Source organism: Paenibacillus sp. SC116 (genome assembly GCF_024733555.1).
Lineage (GTDB): Bacteria > Bacillota > Bacilli > Paenibacillales > Paenibacillaceae > Paenibacillus_B.
In genome coordinates, this window is sequence record NZ_JANIOF010000001.1 from 2416583 (window position 1) to 2441108 (window position 24526).

Annotated in this window: 22 protein-coding genes, 1 pseudogene and 2 other annotated features; of the genes and pseudogenes, 6 read left to right on the plus strand and 17 right to left on the minus strand. The window is 46.3% G+C overall.

Features of this window, described 5'->3' with window-relative positions; translation table 11 throughout:
* Positions 1 to 20: 20 nt before the first annotated feature.
* On the minus strand, positions 21 to 1637 hold the full coding sequence (locus tag NQ117_RS10555) for a 2-isopropylmalate synthase (RefSeq protein ID WP_258277895.1): 1617 nt from the start codon (positions 1635 to 1637) through the stop codon (positions 21 to 23).
* 89 nt (positions 1638 to 1726) lie between these two features.
* Positions 1727 to 1979: a binding site (T-box leader), on the minus strand.
* Between the two features lie 124 nt (positions 1980 to 2103).
* Positions 2104 to 2462: a binding site (T-box leader), on the minus strand.
* 213 nt (positions 2463 to 2675) lie between these two features.
* Here NQ117_RS10555 and NQ117_RS10560 point away from each other — a divergent pair.
* Positions 2676 to 3491, plus strand: coding sequence for an alpha/beta fold hydrolase (locus tag NQ117_RS10560; protein WP_258277896.1), 816 nt, complete (start codon positions 2676 to 2678; stop codon positions 3489 to 3491).
* Positions 3492 to 3579: 88 nt separating this feature from the next.
* Here NQ117_RS10560 and tsaD read toward each other — a convergent pair whose 3' ends face one another.
* From tsaD to NQ117_RS10585, 5 genes are all read right to left on the minus strand, one after another.
* A complete protein-coding gene (tsaD, locus tag NQ117_RS10565; protein WP_258278230.1) occupies positions 3580 to 4641 on the minus strand; it encodes a tRNA (adenosine(37)-N6)-threonylcarbamoyltransferase complex transferase subunit TsaD in 1062 nt (353 codons plus the stop codon).
* 57 nt (positions 4642 to 4698) lie between these two features.
* Positions 4699 to 5190 (minus strand): ribosomal protein S18-alanine N-acetyltransferase, encoded by a 492-nt coding sequence (gene rimI, locus NQ117_RS10570; protein WP_258277897.1) that lies wholly within the window; start codon positions 5188 to 5190, stop codon positions 4699 to 4701.
* Positions 5191 to 5231: 41 nt separating this feature from the next.
* Complete coding sequence (gene tsaB, locus NQ117_RS10575; protein ID WP_258277898.1) at positions 5232 to 6086, minus strand: tRNA (adenosine(37)-N6)-threonylcarbamoyltransferase complex dimerization subunit type 1 TsaB; 855 nt, start codon at positions 6084 to 6086, stop codon at positions 5232 to 5234.
* Between the two features lie 4 nt (positions 6087 to 6090).
* Complete coding sequence (tsaE, locus tag NQ117_RS10580; RefSeq protein ID WP_258277899.1) at positions 6091 to 6567, minus strand: tRNA (adenosine(37)-N6)-threonylcarbamoyltransferase complex ATPase subunit type 1 TsaE; 477 nt, start codon at positions 6565 to 6567, stop codon at positions 6091 to 6093.
* Positions 6568 to 6905: 338 nt separating this feature from the next.
* Positions 6906 to 7094: an H-type small acid-soluble spore protein gene (locus tag NQ117_RS10585; protein WP_258277900.1), complete on the minus strand. Its 189-nt coding sequence runs from the start codon at positions 7092 to 7094 to the stop codon at positions 6906 to 6908.
* 287 nt (positions 7095 to 7381) lie between these two features.
* Here NQ117_RS10585 and ku point away from each other — a divergent pair.
* The 3 genes and pseudogenes from ku to ligD all read left to right on the plus strand — a co-directional run.
* Positions 7382 to 8365 (plus strand): annotated as a pseudogene (gene ku, locus NQ117_RS10590) (non-homologous end joining protein Ku); the annotation flags it as partial.
* 325 nt (positions 8366 to 8690) lie between these two features.
* Positions 8691 to 9821 carry an ATP-dependent DNA ligase gene (locus tag NQ117_RS10595; RefSeq protein ID WP_258277901.1) on the plus strand — a complete coding sequence of 377 codons (1131 nt, stop codon included), beginning with the start codon at positions 8691 to 8693 and terminating at the stop codon, positions 9819 to 9821.
* Between the two features lie 67 nt (positions 9822 to 9888).
* Positions 9889 to 10779, plus strand: coding sequence for a non-homologous end-joining DNA ligase (gene ligD / locus NQ117_RS10600; RefSeq protein ID WP_258277902.1), 891 nt, complete (start codon positions 9889 to 9891; stop codon positions 10777 to 10779).
* 73 nt (positions 10780 to 10852) lie between these two features.
* Here the strand turns inward: ligD and cls are convergent, their stop codons facing one another.
* Positions 10853 to 12274: a cardiolipin synthase gene (gene cls / locus NQ117_RS10605; RefSeq protein ID WP_258277903.1), complete on the minus strand. Its 1422-nt coding sequence runs from the start codon at positions 12272 to 12274 to the stop codon at positions 10853 to 10855.
* Between the two features lie 310 nt (positions 12275 to 12584).
* Here cls and NQ117_RS10610 point away from each other — a divergent pair, with 310 nt between their 5' ends.
* Together NQ117_RS10610 and NQ117_RS10615 are read left to right on the plus strand one after the other, a co-directional pair.
* On the plus strand, positions 12585 to 13625 hold the full coding sequence (locus tag NQ117_RS10610; RefSeq protein WP_258277904.1) for a M23 family metallopeptidase: 1041 nt from the start codon (positions 12585 to 12587) through the stop codon (positions 13623 to 13625).
* A 29-nt stretch (positions 13626 to 13654) separates the two neighbouring features.
* Positions 13655 to 14173, plus strand: a complete 519-nt coding sequence (locus NQ117_RS10615) for a bactofilin family protein (RefSeq protein ID WP_258277905.1) — start codon at positions 13655 to 13657, stop codon at positions 14171 to 14173.
* A 78-nt stretch (positions 14174 to 14251) separates the two neighbouring features.
* Here the strand turns inward: NQ117_RS10615 and NQ117_RS10620 are convergent, their stop codons facing one another.
* The 10 genes from NQ117_RS10620 to NQ117_RS10665 all read right to left on the minus strand — a co-directional run bounded on the left by NQ117_RS10620 (position 14252) and on the right by NQ117_RS10665 (position 24525).
* A complete protein-coding gene (locus NQ117_RS10620; protein WP_258277906.1) occupies positions 14252 to 14464 on the minus strand; it encodes a diaminopimelate decarboxylase in 213 nt (70 codons plus the stop codon).
* A 101-nt stretch (positions 14465 to 14565) separates the two neighbouring features.
* Positions 14566 to 15600, minus strand: coding sequence for an LCP family glycopolymer transferase (locus NQ117_RS10625; RefSeq protein WP_258277907.1), 1035 nt, complete (start codon positions 15598 to 15600; stop codon positions 14566 to 14568).
* A 1-nt stretch (position 15601) separates the two neighbouring features.
* Entirely contained in the window at positions 15602 to 16261 is a 660-nt protein-coding gene (locus NQ117_RS10630) for a hypothetical protein (RefSeq protein WP_258277908.1), read from the minus strand.
* A gap of 27 nt (positions 16262 to 16288) precedes the next feature.
* Positions 16289 to 17152 carry a dTDP-4-dehydrorhamnose reductase gene (gene rfbD / locus NQ117_RS10635; RefSeq protein WP_258277909.1) on the minus strand — a complete coding sequence of 288 codons (864 nt, stop codon included), beginning with the start codon at positions 17150 to 17152 and terminating at the stop codon, positions 16289 to 16291.
* A 210-nt stretch (positions 17153 to 17362) separates the two neighbouring features.
* A complete protein-coding gene (locus NQ117_RS10640; protein ID WP_258277910.1) occupies positions 17363 to 19216 on the minus strand; it encodes a glycoside hydrolase family 55 protein in 1854 nt (617 codons plus the stop codon).
* A 145-nt stretch (positions 19217 to 19361) separates the two neighbouring features.
* Entirely contained in the window at positions 19362 to 20483 is a 1122-nt protein-coding gene (locus tag NQ117_RS10645) for a lipid II:glycine glycyltransferase FemX (protein WP_258277911.1), read from the minus strand.
* 22 nt (positions 20484 to 20505) lie between these two features.
* The gene (locus NQ117_RS10650; RefSeq protein WP_258277912.1) at positions 20506 to 21267 is read right to left on the minus strand and encodes a formyl transferase; all 762 of its coding nucleotides are present in this window, start codon (positions 21265 to 21267) and stop codon (positions 20506 to 20508) included.
* Positions 21268 to 21303: 36 nt separating this feature from the next.
* Positions 21304 to 21921 (minus strand): sugar transferase, encoded by a 618-nt coding sequence (locus tag NQ117_RS10655; protein ID WP_258277913.1) that lies wholly within the window; start codon positions 21919 to 21921, stop codon positions 21304 to 21306.
* Positions 21922 to 21998: 77 nt separating this feature from the next.
* Complete coding sequence (locus NQ117_RS10660; protein WP_375163060.1) at positions 21999 to 23162, minus strand: aminotransferase class I/II-fold pyridoxal phosphate-dependent enzyme; 1164 nt, start codon at positions 23160 to 23162, stop codon at positions 21999 to 22001.
* A gap of 19 nt (positions 23163 to 23181) precedes the next feature.
* Positions 23182 to 24525 (minus strand): UDP-glucose dehydrogenase family protein, encoded by a 1344-nt coding sequence (locus tag NQ117_RS10665; protein ID WP_258277915.1) that lies wholly within the window; start codon positions 24523 to 24525, stop codon positions 23182 to 23184.
* Position 24526: the final 1 nt, after the last annotated feature.

The window sequence follows — 24526 nt, forward strand, 5'->3', positions numbered from 1 at the left end:
TTCGCGTCCTCAGGTCGGTTCTACCCTTCCACAGCTGACTTTTGTGTTTCCGTTTCTTCACGTTCACTATCTGACAACCCAGCACTGCTCCAAGCTTGATTGCATGCGGCCATATAAGCCTCTGCTATCGCAAGCATAATGTCGCAATGAGCAGCTGTTCCGCGATAGGAATGACCATTCACCTGTACCGTAACCGCAGCTTCTCCCACAGCCTCTTCACCAGATGTAAGGGAATGCAGCTCTAGGTCCTCAAAGCCAATCTCATTGCCATGCGCCTGCTGCATCGCTCGAATAAGCGCCTCTACAGGGCCAGCCCCAATACCTGCATACGTGTGCTCGATTTGTTGATGAATATTGAAGATCGTGACACTTGCTACTCTTGCGCGGGAACTTCCTGCCACTACCTGTACATCAACAAGCTTGAAACGTCCCCACTCTTGATCAAGTGCCTCGCCTACGCAGGTCAGCAATTGTTGATCCGTCACAACCTTTTGATTGTCTGCAAATTGCTTGAAGCGATCGTAAACATCATTAAGCTGCTCCGCAGTAAGATCAACTCCATATTGTTTCACTTTATGTTTAATGGCATGTCGCCCTGAATGCTTGCCAAGCACGATCAGCTCATGCGGAATGCCAAGACGGACAGGATCCATAATTTCATACGTGTTGCGGTTTTTCAACAGTCCGTCCTGATGAATACCAGACTCATGCTGGAACGCATTGCGACCGACGACTGGCTTGTTAAATGCAATCGGCATATGCATCATGCGACTTACGCTGCGAGAAACATCGTACAGGTGCTCCATCTGTACATTCGTTTCCATTTGCCAGTAGTCTTTGCGCGTATCCAAAGCCATGATCAATTCTTCCAATGCACAGTTACCCGTACGCTCGCCGACGCCATTGACGGTGACTTCGATTTGATTCGCTCCAGCTTCAATCGCAGCTAGGCTGTTCGCTACTGCAAGGCCAAGGTCGTTATGGCAGTGAGCGCTGAAGCATACGTTCTCAGCGCCACGCGCTTCCTGGCGAACGAAACGGAACATTTCGCCGAATTCATGCGGCATGGCATACCCGACTGTGTCGGGCAAGTTGATAATGCCGGCTCCTTCTTCGATGGCGGCTTCTACTAGCTCCGCCAAGTAGCCCCTATCAGCGCGCGTAGCATCCATCGCGCTGAACTCGACGCAGTCGACGAATTGACGCGCGAAGGCGACCATATCGCGAGCGCGCTGTTTGACTTCAGCACGCGTCATGCGCAGCTGATGCGTGAGATGGATATCAGACGCGGAGATAAACAAGTGGATGCGGCGCTTTTCCGCATCTGCGGTTGCTTTTACAGCCGCGTCGATATCACCGCGCACGGCACGCGCGAATCCGCAAACTTCAACCTGCGGATAAAGGCGGGAAATGCGCTGCACCGCCTCAAATTCTCCTGGGCTGGAGACAGGGAATCCAGGCTCCAGCACATCGACGCCCAAGCGCACCAACTTATCTGCGAGCAGCAGCTTCTGCTCGCACTGAAGTGCGGCGCCTGGCGCCTGCTCCCCATCTCTCAACGTCGTATCGAAAATCGTAATGCGTCTCTTTTCCTCGTTCGTTACTGGACCTTTACCCGTAAAAATCGTGTTCGTCATGTTCATGCTCCTCGCTTTCGTTTATTGGAATTTGAAATTGGATCGTGACTGAACTTTGTTCAGGTACAAAAAAACAGGCCTGCCATCTCCTAAGAGACGACAGACCTGCCGCGGTACCACTCTTGTTGGAACACGTGTTGGCTGTGTATGCCTCGTATTCCCCCTTATCCTCATAACGGCGAGGTTCCGGAACGGCTTGCTCCAACTTATCGCATTGTGCGAAAGCTACTATCAGCCATTCTTGCTCCCAAGCGAGTTCGAACGTCTCCCTACTGCGTCGCACCGACCCGCAGCTCTCTGAAAGGGCATTACCGCTCTACTACTCTTGTTCATTGCATGTATCCAAGGTATGTGATTGTGATTGTGATTGTATCTCGTTAGATGTTGTATTTAATATGGAATGTAATGATGATTACGTGAGTATCCACTTTGTAGCCCTGTGCATACAAAAAAGCCCGCCGTCTCCTAAAGAGACGACAGGCTGCTGCTGCCGTGGTACCACTCTCGTTGGTGAATTGTCCTTCGCGTAGGACAAACTTCACCCGCTCCACCGCACACGTCCCATGTCCGGACATCGACCGTGCGCGTACCTGATGACGGAGGCTTCCGTAACGAACTACTCAGAAGGAGGTGAGGTTCTGTTCATCATGCTATCGAAAGATGCTTACAAGCTAATGTCTGCATCCAGCATAATCACCAATGACTCTCCAATCCTTCGCTCGCTCCGCTCTAAGGCGAGTTCAAAGTCATCCACCTACCGCATCGCACCTTACTGCGGCTCTCTGAAGGTTTCACACTTCTACTATTCCCTGTCATAGCGTTTGAACTATAATGCGTTTTCCAATTATTCGGAAAAGGTTTGTGCTTATTATATTGCCCCAATCATGAATAGTCAATAACACTGTATTAAAAAATTTCACCTGATTCCATGTACATCATGCATATATAGCGATTGTTGCTATAAATAGCGCTCATGTACGGATAAAAAGAAAGGATGTCGGGCATCTTTTGCTTAGCCTGAACAACTAATAAGATGAGGTGAACCCGTTGCCATACATCATCGTAAACGATACCTCCCTTTACTATCAGGTTCAAGGGCAAGGCGTACCTATTATGTTTATCCATCCACCGCTGCTAACATCGGAAAACTTCGATTATCAAGCGGCGCAGCTATCAAACCGATTTCAAGTGATCACATTCGACATCCGGGGCCACGGTTCAAGCGATCGGTCGTTTGAGCCAGTCACCTATCCGCTAATCGTGCAGGATATGCTGAAATTGATGGACGGTCTTAACATTAAACAGGCATACGTTTGTGGCTACTCGACAGGTGGCGGTGTAGCGCTGCACGCACTGCTGACTGCTCCAGAACGCTTCCTTGGAGGTATACTCGTAAGTGGTATGTCAGAAGCAAGTGACTTATATTTAAGACTACGAATGACAACAGCTATTGCACTCAGCCGATCTAAATTAAAGTCGCTACTAAGGTTGGCCATTACGTGGGGAAATGCGGACAACCTCAAAACATTTCGCACTTTATATCGCTCTTCACAACCAGGAACGAGCGACAATTGGTACGAATATTACCGTTACTCCCTAGACTACAGCTGCACCGATCAATTGCAGCAGATTCAGGCCCCCGTGCTGCTTGTGTACGGAAAAAAAGACAAAAGCTTTCATCGGTATGCATGGAAACTGCAGCAGCACTTGCAAAACAGCAAACTTATTTGGATTCCAGAAGCAAAGCACCAAATCCCAACAAAGAATGCTATCATGCTGAATGACTGCATAGAGAGCTGGATTACCGATAAGGAAACACGGGCGGAAAAGATCGATACTACTATCTATGAATAAGGCTTATCTGTTTTTTATGATGCTCTCCTCTACGCGCATAAAGAAAATCCCCAGTTTCGGTATGAACCGAACTGGGGATTGCCCAAATCTATTTTACTGACCAACCCTCTAGGGAGAACGTTGGGTGCGCATTAAAGTCTAGTGACGTGAAGTCTTGCTGCTTCCATTTCAAATATCCAGCAGCACCAATCATAGCCGCATTATCTGTGCAATACTCCATTGGCGGCACGAGCAATGGTACACCTTCTGCCTCACAGCGAGCGGTCAGCTCAGCGCGCAAGCCTTTGTTCGCAGCCACGCCACCGCATAATAGAAGCTGCTTAGCATCATATTCCTTAACAGCACGCATCGCCTTACCAACAAGTACGTCGATGACGGACTCTTGGAAGCCGCGAGCGATAGCCGGATAGTTAGGCTCATTGCCTTTCATTTTCGACTGGTTCACGACGTTAAGTACCGCAGACTTCAAGCCACTGAAGCTGAAGTCATAGCTGCCTGTTTCCAACCAGGATCGCGGCATCTCTACTACTTCCTCTGCCTCACAAGCAAGCTTGTCGATATGCGGACCTCCTGGATAAGGGAGATTAGCCGCGCGAGCGACTTTATCATAGGCTTCTCCTACTGCATCATCGCGCGTACGTCCGATCAGCTTGAATTGCCCTTCGCTCTCGATATGAACAAGCTCGGTATGCCCACCTGATACCACTAAGGCCATGCAAGGATATTCAATCTTTGCAGTAAGTTGGTTCGCATAAATATGACCTGCGATATGATGAGTCCCGATAAGCGGAATGTTAAGTGCCATGGCAAGCGACTTGGCTGCGACAATCCCAACAAGCAAAGCCCCTACTAGACCAGGGCCTTGCGTGACAGCGATAGCGGACACGTCATTTAGGGAAATACCCGCTTCCTCAACAGCCTGCTCGATCATAACGGTAATGGTCTCCACATGCTTACGTGAAGCGATTTCTGGTACAACGCCGCCAAAGCGTCGATGCACATCGATCTGACTGGAGATCATATTCGATAACACTGCATGCCCATCGCGTACGATGGCAACTGATGTCTCGTCACAGCTTGTCTCAATTGCTAATATATAAATAGGTTTGTCCGACGACGTTGAATGGCTTGCATCATTCTTACCGTTCACGGAATCACCTGTATTCTTCTCATTCACCGTTGCTTTCCCACCTTTAAGCTCTTTAAGCTAGTAACTGCTTACACGTAATTGATCGATATTCGTCCACATAATGAGCGCATCTTCGTTATTATCAGAATAATAGCCTTTACGGACACCAGCAGGTTCAAAATCATATTTGCGATACAACCGCTGAGCCACTTCGTTTGTGACACGCACTTCAAGCGTCATTTTATTCATACCATGTACAGCTGCTTCTGTGATGAGCGTCTGCATAAGCTTTTCCCCATAGCCATGTCCTCTGCTGTCAGGGTGAACCGCAATATTTGTAACATGTGCTTCATCGATGACCGTCCACATGCCTGCATAGGCAATGATCGTGCTATTCTCTTCAATGACCCAATAGTGTGCAAAAATATTGTTTGTCAGCTCATTGTAAAAAGCGTCATTCGTCCATGGCAGCGTAAACGAAGCTTGCTCCACGATCTGTACAGCTTCTATGTCTGCGACCGTCATCGGCCTTACTCGTGCAAGTTCAAAATGATGGCTTGCTTGATCCACCAGGTTCACGCTCCTTATCTAGCATTCGTGTTAATCTCATATTATTTGACCTGCTGTTGCTGCTGCTTCAGCTTCGTTTCAGCTTCCGTCAATTGGGTGTAGTTTGGCTCCAAACGATGAACTTCATCTGTATCGCCTGCGAGGAGACGAGCTAGACCGAGCACCCCAATCCATGCAGCATCCATCGCTGAAGATTCCAAATGAACCCGAGGGCCAAATACAGCCTGCAATTCTTCTAACTCAGCACGATGCTGATCGACATCTCCAGCGAACATAACATGCAGTTCCGGATCGTTCTCCAGCGCTTGTACTGCTTCAGCTGCAATATCTACCAACATGCGAATGCCGTCTGCTGATAGTCGAGTGCACGCTTCCTGTATCGATAACCTGCCTGTTATTACATGCTTGGATTGTCCATTTATATCAAATGCAGCTGTGTATACTTGTCCACGACGTGCATCCATAATCGGATAAACGCGAACAGGCGCTTGGCAAGCAAAAGAGAACTCTGAGTCATTTGTATCTGTATTTTCCATTACAATTGCACTCATCTTCTCACCTTGCGCAGCAGCCGCCAACCCGCTCAATGCTAGTGCATGCAAGCTCGATACACCAACAACCGGTTTACGCCATGCCCATGCCAGCGTTTTAGCTGCGGTCACAGAGATGCGTACTCCTGTATAAGACCCTGGTCCGATACCAACAGCAATACAATCGACTTGACTACCTGTCCAGCCTTGCTCCGTCAACATAGCCTGCATCGTTGGATTGAGTCTAATCGAATGATTGCGTTCCTCCGAAGACTGGATTGTATTTATAATGCTTGTCCCTTCCAACAACGCAGCTGCCATCGTTGCTGTCGATGTATCCAAGGCCAACATTTTTTTTGTATGCATTAGATTAGATTCCTCTCCACTTTATCTCGTTCAGTTGTGTCGCAAAAGGCTCACCGTATGCCGTCAGACGAATGGTGCGGCTCTGTTCACCTTCATATTGAATAAATAGGTGCAAATATTGGGGTGGCAGCAATGGCGTAATTATGCTCGACCATTCCACAATCGTCACTCCATCACCGTAAAAATATTCATCAAGACCAAGTTCATCCGCCTCGGCCATGCCAACACGATAAACGTCCATATGATAAAAAGGCATCTCGCTGCCTTCGTATTCTTTAATAATCGTAAATGTCGGACTGTTAACGACCTCAATCACACCTAGCGCCTTGGCAAATGCCTGCGAAAAGCGTGTTTTGCCCGCTCCCAAGTCTCCATCAAGCGCAATGACAGCACCTGGACGGCATCCTTTAGCCAAATGTTCCGCCAATTTTACCGTATCTGCTTCACTGTTTGATATATAGGTCATATCCACTGATTGCATTGCGTTCACTCCAAACGTTAACTGAACAGCAGTTAGCTTAACTTTTTCAATTCCACAATTAGCTGGCTGCTCAATAGTATTTCTATATTATATCGGTGCATAAAGTGTTGCCGCAAGGAATTTACAAAGACGCAACGATATGATGGGGAAATTTACTGAGGTGTTGACTTAATTGTATAAACGCAAATAAACAGATGAAGGAGTTCACTCCGCCCAAGCTCCCCTTATTGTGCCAGGTACAGCCTCGACCTTCTCCTTCATCTGTAATGATTAAACTAGCATGATTTTAGTTGGATTTCATTGCAATACGCTTGGAAAACGCACATCAATGAAAATAGTTAATGGTGTTCTTCGTTCAAACGTTCAACAGATACAGTCTGTGTATCAGCAGGGTTCGTACCCATCTGAACCGTAGCCATTCCATTGGCAACATCAACACTTTCAATCCACACAGAGTGCTCCCCATCAAGCTGTACAACGTAATTGGTTGGTGAATCGTAAATTTCCTTAGCTCGATTTACATTCATTCGCTGCTTCCTCCTTCGTATGGCTGAAAAGCTTCTTTACTTAATAACGTCTCCCAATCATTCAAGTTCATGCATGCAGATGTAACTTTGCACTTGTATCCAACACTTACCCGTGTTGACTTTCCTCACTGATCTCATACTAACAGCATTAACGTGAAAACCCGAATTTCATACCCATTTGTATTTAGAAAACAAAAAATAAAATTTCGTTGAACGCCTCACTAAAAACACAGCATTCGTTTACACATGATCTAGAACCTGTCGCATGAATAAGGAGGAGGGAATACATGCATACGGTGTGGAAAGGGGCTATTAGCTTTGGACTTGTCCATGTCCCCGTAAAAATGCATACGGCTACCGAAGATAAGGACATTTCGCTGCGAATGATTCACAACAAATGCGGCAGCCCTCTATCTTATATACGGGAATGCCCGGTGTGCGATACAGAAGTGCCTTGGAACGATATTGTGAAAGGATATGAGTACGAGACAGGTCATTTCGTGCTCTTTAATAAAGACGAACTGGAAGCACTTCAAGAAGAAGCAAGCCGTTCTATCGCGATTCAAGACTTTGTCGACTTACAGGATATCGATCCGATTTATTATCAGAAGACCTATTACTTATCACCGGATCTAGCTGGCACAAATGCTTATCAACTGCTGCGCGAGGCGCTTAGGCTTACAAATAAAATCGGCATCGCCCGTGTTACACTGCGAGCGAAGAGCAGCTTAGCCGCAATAAGAGTGATCGATAATTGCCTCGTCATGGAGACAATGCATTTTCCAGATGAAATACGCGCATCTGGTGCGGTGCCGAATGTACCCGCACAGGTTCAAGTCAACGACAAAGAATTGGAGATGGCCAAGCTTCTTATTGGCCAATTGTCCACTGCATTTGATCCTTTCAAATACAAAGATGAGTATCGTGAACGATTGCTATCGCGAATCGAGCAAAAAATAGCCGGCAAAGAAGTGAAGGCTGCCCCACAACTCCATCAGGAGACGCCTATCGTCGATTTGATGGCGGCATTGCAAGCTAGCATCCAAGCGACGAAGCCGGGAATGATGCCCGCCATGGTAGCAACAGACGCAGGTATTCCAGCCGCGGGAGCACAGCCATTGGGCGCTGCTGGCACCACTGGCACAAGCACGGCAGCAGCTAAACCGCGCAGGCGTAAAGCAGCTGGCACTGGAGCTGCTCACGTGAACAGCGCGGTGGCAAGTACGCCAGCAACAGCAAGTGGGCGTGGACGCAAAACGAACGTGCCCGCAGATGCAGCCATTCCTGCGGGAGTAGTTGGCTTGACGGGTGGGCCTGTCCCCGCTGGAGGATCGACTGCTGCGACAGCGACAACACCCGCTGCAGCGACTGGCGCTGCACGCGGACGCAGACGCAAAGCCAATGCGGCAACCGAGGCGCTTACCGCAGGGCTCGGCACCCCTGCTAGCAACGCATCAGCTGACGCGTTGCAGCGCGTGAACGCTGCAAGCGCTGGCTCGATTGATGCCAACGCACAGCCGCGCTCGCGCCGTAGACGCATGCAAGCAGCTGAAGCAGCACCTGCAGCAGCTCCAAGTAAGGCGGCGACAGCTGCCGATGACGCAGCCAAACCTGCGCGGCGCACACGGCGACGCAAGAGCGAGGCGCATGCCTAGGGCGCCCCGCTCGCACGCTGCGGCACAGCAGGCTAAGCAAGCTGCCGCAGCATCGCCATCGGCAATGCAATTAAGCGGCATCGATCCGCATAGTCTTGTGCCGATGGCGCCCATTTTGTCAGACGCCATCCCACAAGGTCCCCTATGGCTGCATCAACTGAAATGGGATGGTATTCGCCTTATTGCGGACTGCAGTCTTGCAACTAATGAGCGCAGTGTACGGCTCTATACGAAGCGAATGTTTGATCGGACTTCCTCATTTGTGATGATCGAACAAGCTCTCGCTCAGTTACCCGCGCTGCAAGGTCGCTCTGTCGTACTCGATGGAGAAGCAGTTGTAATCGATCCGCGATTGCATAGACCTTCCTTCAGCCTTATTTTACAGCGCCAACGTTCTTCAGCTGCCAAGCAAAGCGAACGGGCCGCCCACCAGCGTTGGCCATTATCATACGTCTTATTTGATCTTATCGCCTTAGACGGTCATGATTTGCGTGCATTACCTTATGAAGCACGACATCAGCAATTGTTGAATTTATTTGCACAACAAGCGCAGGATCGTTCTCTTTCAAACATGGTCTCAATCCAAGTAGCAGACGTTTACGAGGATGGGCAGGCACTTTGGTCATGGGTGGAGGAGAACCAATGGGAAGGGGTTGTCAGCAAGCTAAAGAATGCTCCGTACTGCAGCGGCAAGAAGCATCAGGCTTCTTTTAAGCGTAAAAAGGAATTAGAAATCGCAGCTTTATCCTACGGGCTAATCATGAACGAGGGACGTATAGCGAGCCTCGTTCTCTTCACACAGGAACGCAGTTATTTAGGACGCGTATCCATCGGTCTTCATCAGCAGCATCGTGAGCTATTAGAAACGTGGGCAAAGCATCAGGAAAATGCCCAGGAACAAGCGGAAAAACAAGTCCTTTGTTCGAGCAACTCGCTGCCATCAGATCTCCGCCGACTGACGATACGATGGTTTCACACGCCTTTGCCCTGCCTCGTATCCGCATTAGAAATGAATGAATCGGGATTGCTTCGACATCCAAAATTACTTGCGCTTCCTTACTTGCCTGAATAAGCTTCGATCACGGATCATACGCAACAACTGACATTGGCTATTTTCTAATATAAGGAGTGTATCGCGGATGACAGCCCCCTTTCTCATGCTGCAAGTCGAAGGTCATGAAGTAAAATTAACGAACCCACACAAGCTGCTATGGCCAGGTCTCCATATTACAAAAGCAGATTACTTGATGAAACTGCTCCAGCTTGCTCCCTATTTGCTGCCTGCTTGTGCCCATCGATATTTAACAACGATACGCTATCCAGACGGGGTACCAGGAGAGTCCTTTTATCAAAAAAACTGTCCTGACTCTGCCCCCGACTTTGTAGAAACAGCCACACATGGCGACATTCGGTATGTATTACTAAACAATACGGCTACCCTGCTTTGGTTGGCTAACTTAGCTTGCATTGAATTTCATCCATCTTTGCATACCGTAAATAATCCACTGCCAGAGCAGTGGATTATCGATCTTGATCCTTCTGTGACAGTTGAACCTCGCATCATGGAAGCTGCTAAGCTAGTTGGCGAGTTGCTATCTTCGCTTGGCATCAGCAGCATTCCAAAAACATCAGGCGCTACAGGTGTTCAAATTATCGTCCCTATTTCTATAGGACCTACCTTCGATGAATTGAAAGCACTAGGGCTATTTGTCGCCCGTTATTTATGTGATCGTCATCCTGATTTGTTCACTATCGAACGATTGAAAAAGCATCGTGGCACCCGCATTTATATCGACTATGCCCAACATGATGCAGGCCGTACGATTGCTGCCGCCTATACGCCTCGTGCTACTCCCTACGCCTCGGTTTCTATGCCATTGACATGGGAAGAAGTAGCGCGTAACCCAAGTCCGCAGCAATTCACGCTGTTGAATGCAGCAGAACGCTTGAACCAAACCGGGGATCTATTGACTAAAGTACCCCCGCAGCAAATGGAACCTATCCTACTCGCTTTAAAACAACAGCAATAAGAGAATTAGCAGTACACATGGCACTTCATGCTTCTTTAAATTTCATCTAAACATGTACAAGTTAATATAACAGTTACAGTAACGGCGACAGCATTCGAGAAATAGCTTCCATCACTCGTTGCTTACGAGATCGAGCTATGAACAATGGATACTCGATTTCCCTGCTTACATCAAAATCTTTGCTAAAGTCGAATTCCAAGCGACGGATAGCCCTTACATCAAACATAACGGCGTTAAGTTCAAAGTTGCAATAGAAACTACGCATATCCATATTAGCAGTACCTATACAAGCTAAAGCCTGGTCGATAATCAGCGTTTTTGCATGACAGAATCCTTTCTGATATTCAAAAAATTTGACCCCTGCCTTCATCAGCTCTTCCAAATACGAACGGGCCGCCCAGTCAACTATTTTCGAATCTGATTGATACGGAATAATGATCCGAACATCGATCCCGCTCATCGCGGCTGTCTTAAGTGCCAATCGGATACTAAGATCCGGCACAAAATAAGGGGTCATCATCCATATTCTTTCTTGTGCGCTCGCAAGGGCTCCGAAGAACAATTCTTGAGTTGCTGCAAGATCCGCATCAGGGCCGCTAGATACTATTTTAACTTGCTCATCTCCCTTAGATTGATGCGGCGGGAATAATTCCTCCTGCCAGAACTTCTGTCCCGAAGCAAACGCCCAATCATGCAAAAATACAGCTTGCAGCGCATAGACAGCATCTCCCTCGATCTGCAAATGCGTATCACGCCAAAAACCAAGCTTCTCATGATTTCCAGCATATTCATCCCCAATATTAAGACCGCCAACATAGCCTATTCGCCCATCTACAACAACAATTTTCCGATGATTACGATAATTCAGTCTCCGACGGAACAGGGAAACCGTAAGGGGAAGAAAGAAATGAAATTCGCCCCCCGCCTTCTGCAGCTTAGCCACATAAGCCTGATTCAGCTCCAAGCTTCCAACTCCATCTGCGATAACACGGACTTGTACACCTTCGTTTATTTTTTGAATGAGCAGTTCCTGAATCGTACGCCCAATTACATCATCTCGTATGATATAGAATTCCATATGGATATGATGTTTTGCTGACTTTATTCCCTCAATTAAGGCGTTATACGTTTCCTGCCCATTCGTTAAAATAACGGTGCGGTTACACCCAGTCACAGGGCTGTCTGACAAAGCGGATACGAGTCCAAATAAGCGCGGCTGCTTCCTCATGTATTCATTATGAATGCTGCTCAGATCGGTTACTTTATTGATTCTCTTTATGTTTCCTAGTAAATCGGCCTCATAACGATTGTTTCGTACTCGCCTTCTCGCTGTATAATCCTGAGCCACAAAATAATACAGCACAAAACCTATAAGCGGAAAGCAAAAAGAAATCAATAGCCATGCTACGGTCTTCGAAGGCTGCTTATGTTCCAGAAACACAATCGTAATCAATTGGAATATGTAGATGACTAGTGCTGCAACGACCCATAACATTTTTTCGCCCCCTAAGTCGTTCTTGACAAAAGTTACGTTCACGGCCAGAATAACATCCATTTTATGTATTTGCACTTTTTATATCCAATAGCCGTATGAACAATATTTGAATCATGACATCGGGACAATTTCAGCACATATCTTATTTACCACATCACGACAAAGCTTTTGGAACTTGTAGTCATGTTCTGTCCTACTATCGAATAAATTGGTTTTAGAGATTGTACAAGATAGTTTGGGTATTCCATCCTTTGTTATTCAACCCTCGTTAACCCGGCAAGTCTATCTGTGTAAAGTGAGGTGATAACTTATGAAGCGGCGGTGGTGGAAGCAATCTACAACGCTACTCGTTATCCGAGAAGCGGAACAAGAAGTCAAGCAAGTGAAGATTCCGAAGCTGCTCATCGTATCCGTACCAATTGCAGCTGTCATGTCTCTTTCCGGATTTATTTTACATTTAGAATGGAAATCGGCCCAACAGATTCAAGAGCTCGAAGAACAGTTATCTAAGCAAGCTGTATTGCTGGATGTCACCGTAAAAAATAAGGATCAAGCCGTAAATAAGCTTCAACAGGAAATCATCCGTCTGAGCAAAGAGACAGAAAATGTGAAACAGCGCGTATCCAAGATTAGTCATTGGGAACGACAGCTTGAGCAGTTTGTCCAAGGAAATAAAAATCAATTGAAGGACGCCCCTGCTGGCAGCTCATCCCGGTCCACGCTGCCTATTTCACGCCTTAACAGCAAGCAGCAAGGAGGCGATCTTCAAGCTCTGACGGATGAACAGCTGTTGAAACTGTCTCATCGGTCTCAGTTCGATTTACAAGAAGTGAATAAGCTTATTACCGAAATGGAACGTTCCCTCCCAACATCGATTAAGCAAGCGAAAAAGAAACAGGCGGTTATTCAAGGCACGCCTTCCTTATGGCCAACACAATCACAGCAGCTTACGTCAGGCTTTGGATATCGAAAAGACCCTATAACAGGACAGGCATCCTTCCATGCTGGTGTTGATATTGCTGGCGAAATAGGCGATTCGATTTATGCTGCTGCTGAAGGAACCATAACAACTGCTGAGGATCATTATGCAAGGGGCAACTATATCATTATTTCTCATGTGAATGGATTAGAAACGTGGTACATGCATCTGAATCGTATCCATGTACGTGTCGGAGATCATGTAGCCAAGGGAGATAAGATTGGAGAGCTTGGAAATACAGGGAGAAGTACAGGGCCGCATTTGCACTTTCAAGTTATGCAGCGAGGTGAAGCCACTAACCCATATACATATATCGGATCTTCAGCCTCCTCCCCTACCTCTCACAAACCACATAAAAAGATAGATGCCTAGCCATTTATTCGACAAGGAGTTGAGGCTCGATGTTCGGAAAAAGTTCACGTCCTAGTATGACAGATACCATTATTAGTTATGGAACAGAAATGGAGGGGCACCTGAACTGCCAATCCAACTTACGCATTGACGGTCAATTCAAGGGTACGATAATATGCCAAGGAACAGTTGTCATAGGCAATAAAGGGAAAGCTCATGCAAACATCGAGGCGAAACAAATTATCATTGCAGGAACGATATGTGGGGAACTTAAAGCCGAAGGGAAGCTAACGATAACATCAACGGGTCATGTAGCGGGAAATTGCGTATCGCAATCACTCGTTATTGAAGAAGGCGGTACATTGAATGGTATAAGCAAAATGGGGGGCCCAGAATCAGCTGCCGAACAAATACAATCATCCACCCCTCTGCCCATCGATAATAATGACAACCCATCGTCCTCCAATAACGCTCAAGAAGCAGAGACAGATATCATATTTTCGCAAGATCATTCGAATCGTTATCATCATGATAAGAAGAAAAAACGTAAAGAGAAGCAGGCGGGATAAAGCTTGCTTCTCTCTTTTTTGCGAAGAAATTCCGGCGGGGAAACAAACCGTTTCACATCATCATTACATTTTTCATTTTCAATAGAAATGCCCGGTCTTTAAAGAATTCCACAATTCAGCCAATATTGTATGCTTAGGTGTACAACGATCACAGCTCCCAATTGGTATTTGACCTTTATAGAAGCCTGTACGGAATTGGATCACCGTATGCTCCGCTGGTACCCTTTCTTGACAGCCAAGACAATATACAGGGTTGTGAACAAGTGAGGGGGATGAATCCGACACATCCATGGCAATATAAGCCTCCTCATAATCCTCGAAAAAGGACCTTCTAATCACTAAAAATCGACATAAATGCTACATTTCGTATCATAAATGTACGACTTCCTGCTTTATTTGTCAAGATTAGGATCCAAATTGTTGCGTAGCAAGTTATGAACACGCAGACGCTCCTTTTTGGATACCTTCCAATAATAAATGCCTGCGATCCGCTGTGAAGCACCTGTTAATGTTGTTTTTTCGATTTGATTAACAGACGAAGCATGCTTAGCGGCAAGTGAAATCCAATCCTCGAATGCCAAATTGGTTCTTGTATGTTGTTTCAGCACATCTATGATTGCACCTAAACGTACAACACCATCTGTGGAGGCAGCTCTTTGAGCCAGTGCACGAAGTACTAGACTTTGCCGATCCATACGTCCGAAATCTCCCTTCGGATCTTGCTTGCGCATGCGCACATATGCTAATGATTGCTCGCCGCTTAGCTCAATATCCCCTAATGCAAATTGATGTCCATCCGTTTCAAATGGAATTTGGTTATGTACTTCTATGCCGCCAAGTTCGTCAATAACAGCCTTAAATCCCTCCATATTCGTCTTAATGTAATAATGGATCGGGATCTCAAATAGCTGCTCAACGGTAGCGACAGTCATGGCTGTCCCGCCATAGGCATAAGCATGATTGATTTTATCCAGCTTCTTCAATCCTGCCAGCTCTGTTCGTGTATCTCTCGGAATATGTACGATGACGGCGCTGCCTTGCTTCGGATTGACAGCAACCATAATCAAGGTATCAGAACGACCGCTATCATGCGCTCTCTCATCTACGCCCATTAACAGCATCGTAAACGGCTCACTATTGCTGACATCTGGCTGTGTATCCTTTGTCACTGGTTTTATCACTGGAATCGGGGTACTGTTATTTGATTGACGATTATGTATTGGATTTATTAGACTCATCTCTAACGGCTCAATCGTTGAACGAAGTGATTCCTTGCGTTCTGGCAAAGCTTCGTACATCGAATCCGCCGCATTCTTTAGTGTCATCCCAATGATAAGTGCAGCGATACAACTTCCAATCAGCATAACTAAGCAACAGGAAACCACAACTTTCTGCCAAGTCCGCCAGCGACGCCATATTCGAAACATGCTAAGACCACTCCGCTTCTCTTATTCGCTCCAATCTATTAAGCATTGTCCTAGACTGTATGTTATGCCACCATGCATATGCTTCTCTTGCTTCCCTACCATTACGAAACGAAGATGAAGAAGTAAAGGGCCCCCTCTCAGCAAAACACTGTACATATTCGGCTACTTGATCCTTCATCCTATAGTGAAGGCGATGCCAACCGTCCAGCACTTGCTCCAATGCTGCACATCGTTCACCATGCTCCGTCCCTATGACAAGTGGGAGCGGACGATGCAGCAATACAGGAGGCACATATACAACAGTTCCTGTGAAACGTTTAGATTGATTCAGTTTTTGCCGCATCATTGATGTCGTCCCAGGCTGTACTTCAGCCGCAATGACAATGAGCGCATGTTCTGCTACTATAGGCTGCAACCATTCCACGAGCGAATGTGGATCAAGTGAAGTAGACGCGCTCTTATTGACGAAAAAGAGTACATCTGACCGCTTCACTGCATACGAGTCATTGATCGTACACAGCAGCCGATCACCCAACTCCTGCCGCCATCGTTCGGCACATGCTGCGCTGTTCGCTACGAGCCACACATCATGCTTCAAGCCAGCGAGTCTAATTGCCAGCGACAAGCCTTGGAGATCCCCTCCTAGTACAGCGCATCTCATCACCTATCCTCCTACGATTGATAGTTGTTAGTTGCGTACTTCCAACGCTTTAACACAATCCGCCAACGCCTCACGCCATGGCCGTAGAGGAGACAAGCCATGAAGTTTGAGCGCTCTTCCTTCTAATACCGAGTAGGCTGGACGTCTTGCTGGTCGAGGAAACTGTGAGGTTGGCACCGATCTTACTTTGACCTGCAACTCTGCTTCCTCCATGATTGCGCAAGCGAATTGATGCCAAGAACAGCTGCCCGAATTCGAAACATGATACGTTCCGTACCAATCTGTGTTGATCAACTGAATGATGCATTCAGCTAGGTCCTTCGTATAAGTAGGACTGCCTATCTGATCGTGAACAACTTTTAATTCATGATTGGTTTTGCCCTGTTCCAGCATCGCCTTTACAAAGTTGGAGCCATACCTGCCAAAAATCCATGAAGTACGCACGATAAACGCACGATGGTTCAATTGGCATACGATTTTTTCAGCTTCCCGCTTGGATGAACCGTATACATTTATCGGTCTTGGCGCAGCAAATTCATCATACGGTTTCGTACTTCGCCCATCGAACACATAATCCGTACTGAGCATAAGGATCTTCGATCCTATCGATTCGGCAGCAGCAGCTACATTGCGTGAACCATACACATTGACCCGGTATGCTTCATCACTCTCATATTCTGCTTGATCCACCTTCGTATAGGCTGCCGCATGTATAATACCCCTTGGCTTTATCCGACCAATTACTTCATGAACCTGTTCACTATCGGTAATATCCAAATTTGTACGAGTACACCCTACCGCTGGCACATTATACTTGCTTAGCAACTCCATGATGTCTGTCCCGAGCTGCCCTGACGCGCCTGTAACCAATAACGGTCTGTTATTCTGCATTTCTATTCCACCCATACATTCACCACCATTTCTCATCTGGATGCACATTCAAGGCTTGTGAATCTATTGCTGTCAGAGCTGGCAGATTGAATAGTGAGTGCAGATTGCCATGAAGTGAGTAGAAACGAATCTATAACACAGCCTTGAGTAACAGAAGAAGAGGCGGTGCTCATTCCGTCCGCCCCTTCACGTCATTGTACGTTTTACTTATTAGAATGGTGTCTGTACGATAATTGGTGTATTTCCTACCGCTATTGTCTTTTCTCCGCTCAATGGAGTCATTTCCGATACGATCGTATTGTTAATCCACGACAATTGTTGATGCGCTCGATCCGCAACACCTAAACTTCTCAACAACAGTCCCGTGTACATCTTGGATGTCGTGCGATCTTCTACAACCACATTATTTCGTACGAAACTGTTGGAGAACAGTGGATTCTCATATAAAGCAATACCTGAGCTATATCCTTCTTTACCACTGTATAAGGAGCCAGGGTTAATAATCGTATTTTCTTCAACTACGATATTGTTCTGCACCCCTTCAATGTTCCAGGTGATGCCGTTCGTATATGCATTGCGTATAATGTTGCCTTTAATAAGAAGGCCTTCTACTTTCGTACCACTACCTTGCAGGGATAAGTCGATTCCAGCAGCATGAGGAGCAAGTGTCATATAACCGCCGCCAGGATGTTTGAAGTCGATGAAGTTATCTGTAATGGCTATATCAATCCATGCGTCTACACTAGGATGGTAGAATTGAATCCCTGTTGATTCTGCATTTGTAGACATGAAACCGCCGCCGCGAGCATTAACAATAATGCTGTTGTTCGTTATCGTCAGCTGCTTAACATCGCCTCTAGACGCCCATAGGCTCATACCGAATACAGCATCTTCGATACGGTTGTTTGCGATGAGGTTATTTTCGTTCTTGTAGTCTCTGTTGGATGTGGATGCATAAATGATGCCCGTACGATATTTCTTGGTTACGTTGTAACTTACTACTTTGCCGTATCCATGTACTTCAATCGCAGTATTGCTGCCCGGGCCTCCAGCTTCAAAGTAGTTTCTTGTAATTTTGGCATTATTGCCGACGGAGTAAATCGTTGAGGTATCAAAGAAGAATGGAGATCCAACTCCCATATTAAGAAATTGGCAGTCTTGCACAACAAGGTCGTTAACTACGTTACCCATAATACTTTGAATAGCCAAACTATTTCGAACCGTAACACCTTGGAACTGTGCTCCTGTACCTGTGTAGATGGTAAACACACGCATCGCATTATTCGTATCAGAAGGCTTTTCTGTGATTGGATTGTTCTGAGCATTGCTATCTACAGTCAGTTCTCTAACATATATATGATCGATCGGCTGCGTAAATTCAAACACCGTATTATACTTGCCCATATTATTTCTAACTTTCAACGTTCCACGGCCTTCAAGAGAGACATGCCCTGGCATACTAATAATCGTATTAAGAGGTACGGTCATTGTACCAAGCACATAATTTCGATTTTGTGTAAAATGAACCGCTGCTCCCTTCTTCAAGGTACTTGCAAAGTTCACTGCCTCTTGAATGAAAGGTCGATCATCTTGGATTGCATTTCCCAAAGCGCCGAACCACTCCGGATATACTTTCTTAATCGTTCCTGTAGCGACAACGCTTCCATCTCCAGTAAAGAGCGTATATAGCCCGCCTTGCAGTCCGCCTTCCAACTTCAACGTCTTGCCTGAGGCAACTTTAATATTCGCATTTTGCCCGAATACTAGGGTAAGCTCTTTACGAAATACGAGATCATCATTCAGTACATAAGTTCCTGTTGGAAAATAGATTTTGCCCGACAACATTTCACTTGCTTTGCGTAAAGCGACAGTGTCATCTGTCGTGCCATTTCCTACAGCTCCAAGTGACTTAATATTCGTACCTTGCGGCGCAGGGGTCTCTAATGCTGCGGCTGTATTCTCCGAAGAAGGATTCCACTGCAATCCAGCGATAACAAAAATAACACCAAAAACAAGCAGCCATTTCTTACAACGTTTTAAACACATATTCGTTTTATGCCCCATCCTTTCCACCTCTTAATGACAGCATAGCCTTATACCATTCATATCCTCTTGGTATCAGCTTCATGCATCATATGCCGAATCCCCTTTGTCCGTATGGTCAAGCACCCCTCTGCACTTGTCCTTCTTAAGGGACGGCAGGCTCCGCTTATCCAGACGAGACCTCAAAACAGCTTGATTCCGTTGAAGTATTAAAGAGCAATGGGTTGCGATACATTGGAAAATAGGCGGATTCCGTTCCAGCTATGCCATGCTGCTTATTCAATATTAGCGCGGCAGCGTCATACAGTGATTGATGCCGAATGCGTCGACCGACATAGAAATCAGCCCATTCACGTTCGTTGAAACTACGCTTGAATCGAAATAAGTTGTCGTTCCCGGTTACCCCTCCTCCTAAATGAAGTTTCTTGAATCCTTGTGACTTCGCCCATAAAGCTGCTTCATAGATGAGCAAGTTAATCGGAGCAGCCTTTAAATATGCTTGATCAGAGCCCATAAGATGATAATGCGCATAATCACCTTCATGCATAAAGAGACAGGAAGCAATGACCTTGTCATCTGCATGAACTTCCATTAGCTTCACGTATCCCTCTAAATAAGACGTTGTATTTTGGAAAAAGTTTCTATCAAAGTAATAGTACGTACTTGCCTGCTTTTTCAACATGGTCGCATCGTACAGACGAATAAGATTATCCAGCCTTGTCGGCTCCTTAATAGTGACGTAAAATCCTTCTCTTTGAGCGCGCCTAATACGATTGCGATTATCCCGTGAGAACGTTGTTAGCATATCCTCTTCAGAAAGCGTAAGATCAACAAAGACCGTGTTGCGCACGAACTCTGGATTCACATCATTGTAATCTCGCCAATTGTTCAATAGTGGATGGAAGCGTACGAATTCGGAGACAATACGATGCTCGTGGCAGTATGCATCAAATTGGTACTCAAAATTGCGGAACAACCTTGTTCTCCTGTCGGCATCAGCTACGTTCGATATCGGTCCTCCATACCCATACGGAGTAGTAATATCATAGATGGGCTTGGTCACATTTAGCTCACGCAGTCCTGGGAGATGGCTGGCATCGCGCAATAGATATGGGTAACAGACAAACTCATCCCCCTCTTCATAGACAAACAACTGAGCCTTGCCTTCCCCATTATCTTCATAAACCCGACAGTACTCCGCAGAAAAGTATACGTCTGTATCAAGCGCAGCTCGGGTATATGTATTCCATTTCTCACGATTCTCCATATCAAGCAGGACAACATTCATGAATACTCCATTCCTCCGTACATCATGTATTATCACTAGCAATCGAAACATAGACTTTACCGTTTGCCGTTTGCATGTATGCAGGTTCATGACCAGGAAACTGAAAGGCACGCGCCGTATTCCAAATTTGCTGCGCAGTAGCTTGCTCCGGAATCTGCTTCCAAGCTCTAACCTCTTGCACTCGATACGTTTTGGGCTCAACATGCAATTCCTGCGCTAATTGCAGTTGGTCAACTCCCTTTACATGCCCTTCCAAAATGCGAGGCAGCCACTCTTTTAACAGCTCTAATCCATATTGATTGCTCGCTTGAAACAATTCATATACCGTGTCCGAAGGCTGAATATGGAAACGACTCACCGCGATAAGCAAGCCCTCGTCTACTTTTTCATTCATCCAGTGGATGCTCGTTCCGTATTCCTCTCGCCCTTCTATAATGGCAGCGGCATCACACATGGACCCGCGCATTTCAGGCAGAGGCGCTCCGTGAAGATTAACGACACCTAGCTTAAAGCGTTCTAAATGACGTGCACGCAGCAATTCGTGATAGCGGACACTAACACCTAGATCAGCTTCCAACTCGCATACCTGCTCAAGATTCAGTACAGGAACCCCTAATAGCGTTGCTTCATCGTACATATTCTCATCCTTTTGAACGAGACGCCATTTAGATAAGGGCTCTGTCGAGCACACAACCCCCAGCACTTCTACCTCTGGCTGACGCAGCAGCCATCTCAAGCAGTCGACTGCTACGCCCATACTTCCGAATACAATGACTCGCTTCATTTTATCTCTACTCTCCTTGCAGAGGTGGTTGGTAGTTTACATCGTTTTTGACTTCAAACTGACACGCCGTTCTCGATCTAGTTCTGCAACGAACATAGTTGGGCACACTGCATTGTTCTTGCCTATGACAACTTGATTAACTGTCTTGAGCAAAATAACAATGTCCAACCACATACTTTGTCGCTCTACATAGTCGCGATCACATTGAAATCTCGCTTGCCACGACAACATGTTGCGACCCGAAATTTGTGCTAGCCCTGTAATGCCAGGTCGTACGGTAAACCGAACCCGCTCCGCTTCGTAATAGTAAGGGTTGTATTTGCTAGGAAGTGGACGTGGTCCTACCAGACTCATATCGCCCTTTAACACATTGAACAGCTGCGGAAGCTCATCCAAGCTGCTCATGCGAAGTATATTGCCTGCTTTTGTCAAGCGCTGCTCATCAGGCAGCGGCTCCCCATTTGGCAGGACTTCATCACTCATGGTACGGAACTTATATAATTTAAATGACCTCATGTGCAAGCCCGTACGTTCCTGATTGAACATAACGGGCTTGCCAATAGTCATCCGTACATATATCGCGATTAAAAGCAGTAATGGGCTCAGGAAGACGATTAAAATTAAAGATAATACAACATCAAACAAACGTTTCATAATAATCTCCTTTAATATCAAAAGAGTTGTTCACAGCGACTACATGTATCATCCATTTATACAGGCTTGATCATCATTCAAGATAAGGAATAGATGGGTCGAAGAGCGGATTGCACACCTTCAATGACTCTGTTCTGATCATCAACTGCCAAGCTTGAGCCTGATGGCAAACAGATTCCTCTCTCGAACAGCATGTCGCTAACACTCTCATTTTCTTCATGCCGGTAATAACGACAGCCTTCGTACAGCGGCTGTACATGCATCGGTTTCCATACTCGACGAGATTCAATGTTCATGACTTCCAGCTCCTGCACCACATCAAGCGGTGTAGCCTCAATAAGATGAGGGTCCAGCGTAAAGGTCGTAAGCCAACGCGTCGAACTTCCCCATAATGGATCTGGCATAAATGAAATGCCTGGTCTGTCTCCGAGCGCCTGTTGGTATCTTTCAAACACAGCTTTACGCAGTGCAATCCGCTCGTCGATCACATTCAATTGGCTGCATCCAATAGCAGCAAGAATGTTGCTCAGCCGATAATTATAGCCGACTTGATTATGCTCATAATGATAGGCAGGCAGCTTGGCTTGAGCTGCCAAATAACGTGCATAGTCCAACTTGTCGGTATGATTGGATACAAGTGCTCCACCTGCTGATGTCGTAATCAGCTTATTTCCGTTGAAAGAGTATATCCCGTAATCCCCAATCGTTCCCGCCATTCGTCCCTTGTATGTCGCTCCGAGTGCTTCTGCTGCGTCCTCAATCACACATATGCCGTACTGCTGGCATATTTTCATAATGGCATCCATATCTGCGCATTGGCCGTATAAATGCACAACGATGACTGCTTTGGGCAGCTGACCAACCATGCTAGCCTCATACAGAGCCCTTTCTAATGCGCGTGGAGACATATTCCACGTCTCAGGCTCCGAGTCTATAAATACAGGCTCTGCACCTAAATAACGAATAGGATTCACACTAGCAACGAACGTAAGCGAAGAACAAAACACGATATCCCCCTCTCTTACCCCAGCCAATTCGAGCGCAAGATGTATCGCTGCTGTGCCAGAGCATAGAGCTACCGTTCCTTCTATTCCTACTAATTCGCTTATCTGACGTTCAAACTGCTCAACCATGGGCCCTAAAGGCGCAATCCAGTTGCTGGCAAAAGCCTCTGCAATCTTCGCCAGCTCATCTCCGCTCATATGCGGGGGGGATAAGTATATACGGTCAGACATCTTCAACATTTTCACCTTCTAATCATTAAACTGGTACTCTCAATGATGTTTCCCGCTGCGGCACAAATGGTCTTCCCATTGAAATATATTCAAATCCTAGTTCGGCCATCTTTTCTGCCTTCCAACAATTTCGACCATCAATAACTAAAGGTCTGGACATCGAACCATGCAGCGTCTCCCAATCGGCTTCAACGATCTGTTCCCATTCCGTCAAGATCAAACATGCATCGCAATACATAACTGTATCCTGTACAGAAGGCATATATACGACTTGATCACCTAGTACATGACGAGCCTCATCGGCAGCAACAGGATCATAGGCACGAACGATAGCACCAGCTTCTAGAAGCTTTGGAATAATCGTCAATGAAGGTGCATCCCTAACATCATTCGTATTCGGCTTAAACGCTAGGCCTAGAACTGCAATTCGTTTGCCTGCAAGCGAACCAAGTGACTGCTGCAGCTTATCAATGACGATAAGACGCTGCTTTTCATTCGTATCAATAACGGCTTCAAGAATCGAGAACGGGCAGCCAGCTTCTTTCGTTAAATGACGAAGCGCGTACGTATCCTTAGGGAAGCAAGAACCTCCATAGCCGATTCCTGCCTGCAAAAATCGATGACCAATTCTACTGTCGAGCCCCATGCCTTGAGCCACTTCATCTACGTCAGCGCCAAGCTGATCACATAGATTAGCAATGGAATTGATATAAGAAATTTTCATAGCCAAGAAACAATTAGAAGCATACTTAATCAGCTCCGCGCTCTCGATAGATGTCTTTAAAACAACAGTGCCGAACGGCTCGTGAAGCTCTGCAATAATAGCTGCAGCCTCAGGCCGATCGGCACCAATTACTGTCCGTTCCATATTCAAGCAATCATAAACGGCTGACCCTTCTCGTAAAAATTCAGGGTTGGATACGATGTCAAACGAATATTGATTGTTCGATGCCTCTCCAATCCACTGAGCAATCAAACGTCCTGTTCCAACCGGAACCGTACTTTTGGTCACGATTACTTTGTAGCCATTGATCACTGTTCCAATCATACGTGCAGCTTGCTGAACGTAGTCCAGATTGGCTTCCCCCGTCTGCGACATAGGTGTCCCAACTGCAATAAAGATAACATCTGCTGCTTGAATAGCAGCGGCTATGTCCGTCGTAAAGCTTAATCTTCCTTGCTGCATACCTTCCGCTACCAATTTATCAAGTCCAGGTTCATAAATAGGAATTTCACAACGTTTCAATCGTTCTATTTTAGTTGCATCCACATCGCAACAAATCACTCGATGCCCCACATGAGCGAAGCAAGTGCCTGATACGAGCCCGACATAACCCGTGCCAATTACCGCTATTGAATAGCTCTTCATC

Excerpts from the sequence above, each read along its gene's own strand:
- NQ117_RS10620 (WP_258277906.1), bottom strand. The coding sequence starts at position 14,464 with ATGGATGTGTCGGATTCATCCCCCTCACTTGTTCACAACCCTGTATAT.
- tsaB (WP_258277898.1), bottom strand. The coding sequence starts at position 6,086 with ATGCATACAAAAAAAATGTTGGCCTTGGATACATCGACAGCAACGATG.
- tsaE (WP_258277899.1), bottom strand. The coding sequence starts at position 6,567 with ATGCAATCAGTGGATATGACCTATATATCAAACAGTGAAGCAGATACG.
- NQ117_RS10665 (WP_258277915.1), bottom strand. The coding sequence starts at position 24,525 with ATGAAGAGCTATTCAATAGCGGTAATTGGCACGGGTTATGTCGGGCTC.
- NQ117_RS10610 (WP_258277904.1), top strand. The coding sequence starts at position 12,585 with ATGAAGCGGCGGTGGTGGAAGCAATCTACAACGCTACTCGTTATCCGA.
- NQ117_RS10645 (WP_258277911.1), bottom strand. The coding sequence starts at position 20,483 with ATGAATGTTGTCCTGCTTGATATGGAGAATCGTGAGAAATGGAATACA.
- NQ117_RS10640 (WP_258277910.1), bottom strand. The coding sequence starts at position 19,216 with ATGGGGCATAAAACGAATATGTGTTTAAAACGTTGTAAGAAATGGCTG.
- NQ117_RS10615 (WP_258277905.1), top strand. The coding sequence starts at position 13,655 with ATGTTCGGAAAAAGTTCACGTCCTAGTATGACAGATACCATTATTAGT.
- NQ117_RS10595 (WP_258277901.1), top strand. The coding sequence starts at position 8,691 with ATGACGCAGCCAAACCTGCGCGGCGCACACGGCGACGCAAGAGCGAGG.
- rfbD (WP_258277909.1), bottom strand. The coding sequence starts at position 17,152 with ATGCAGAATAACAGACCGTTATTGGTTACAGGCGCGTCAGGGCAGCTC.
- NQ117_RS10630 (WP_258277908.1), bottom strand. The coding sequence starts at position 16,261 with ATGAGATGCGCTGTACTAGGAGGGGATCTCCAAGGCTTGTCGCTGGCA.
- NQ117_RS10585 (WP_258277900.1), bottom strand. The coding sequence starts at position 7,094 with ATGAATGTAAATCGAGCTAAGGAAATTTACGATTCACCAACCAATTAC.
- cls (WP_258277903.1), bottom strand. The coding sequence starts at position 12,274 with ATGTTATGGGTCGTTGCAGCACTAGTCATCTACATATTCCAATTGATT.
- NQ117_RS10655 (WP_258277913.1), bottom strand. The coding sequence starts at position 21,921 with ATGAAACGTTTGTTTGATGTTGTATTATCTTTAATTTTAATCGTCTTC.
- NQ117_RS10555 (WP_258277895.1), bottom strand. The coding sequence starts at position 1,637 with ATGACGAACACGATTTTTACGGGTAAAGGTCCAGTAACGAACGAGGAA.
- ligD (WP_258277902.1), top strand. The coding sequence starts at position 9,889 with ATGACAGCCCCCTTTCTCATGCTGCAAGTCGAAGGTCATGAAGTAAAA.
- NQ117_RS10650 (WP_258277912.1), bottom strand. The coding sequence starts at position 21,267 with ATGAAGCGAGTCATTGTATTCGGAAGTATGGGCGTAGCAGTCGACTGC.
- NQ117_RS10625 (WP_258277907.1), bottom strand. The coding sequence starts at position 15,600 with ATGTTTCGAATATGGCGTCGCTGGCGGACTTGGCAGAAAGTTGTGGTT.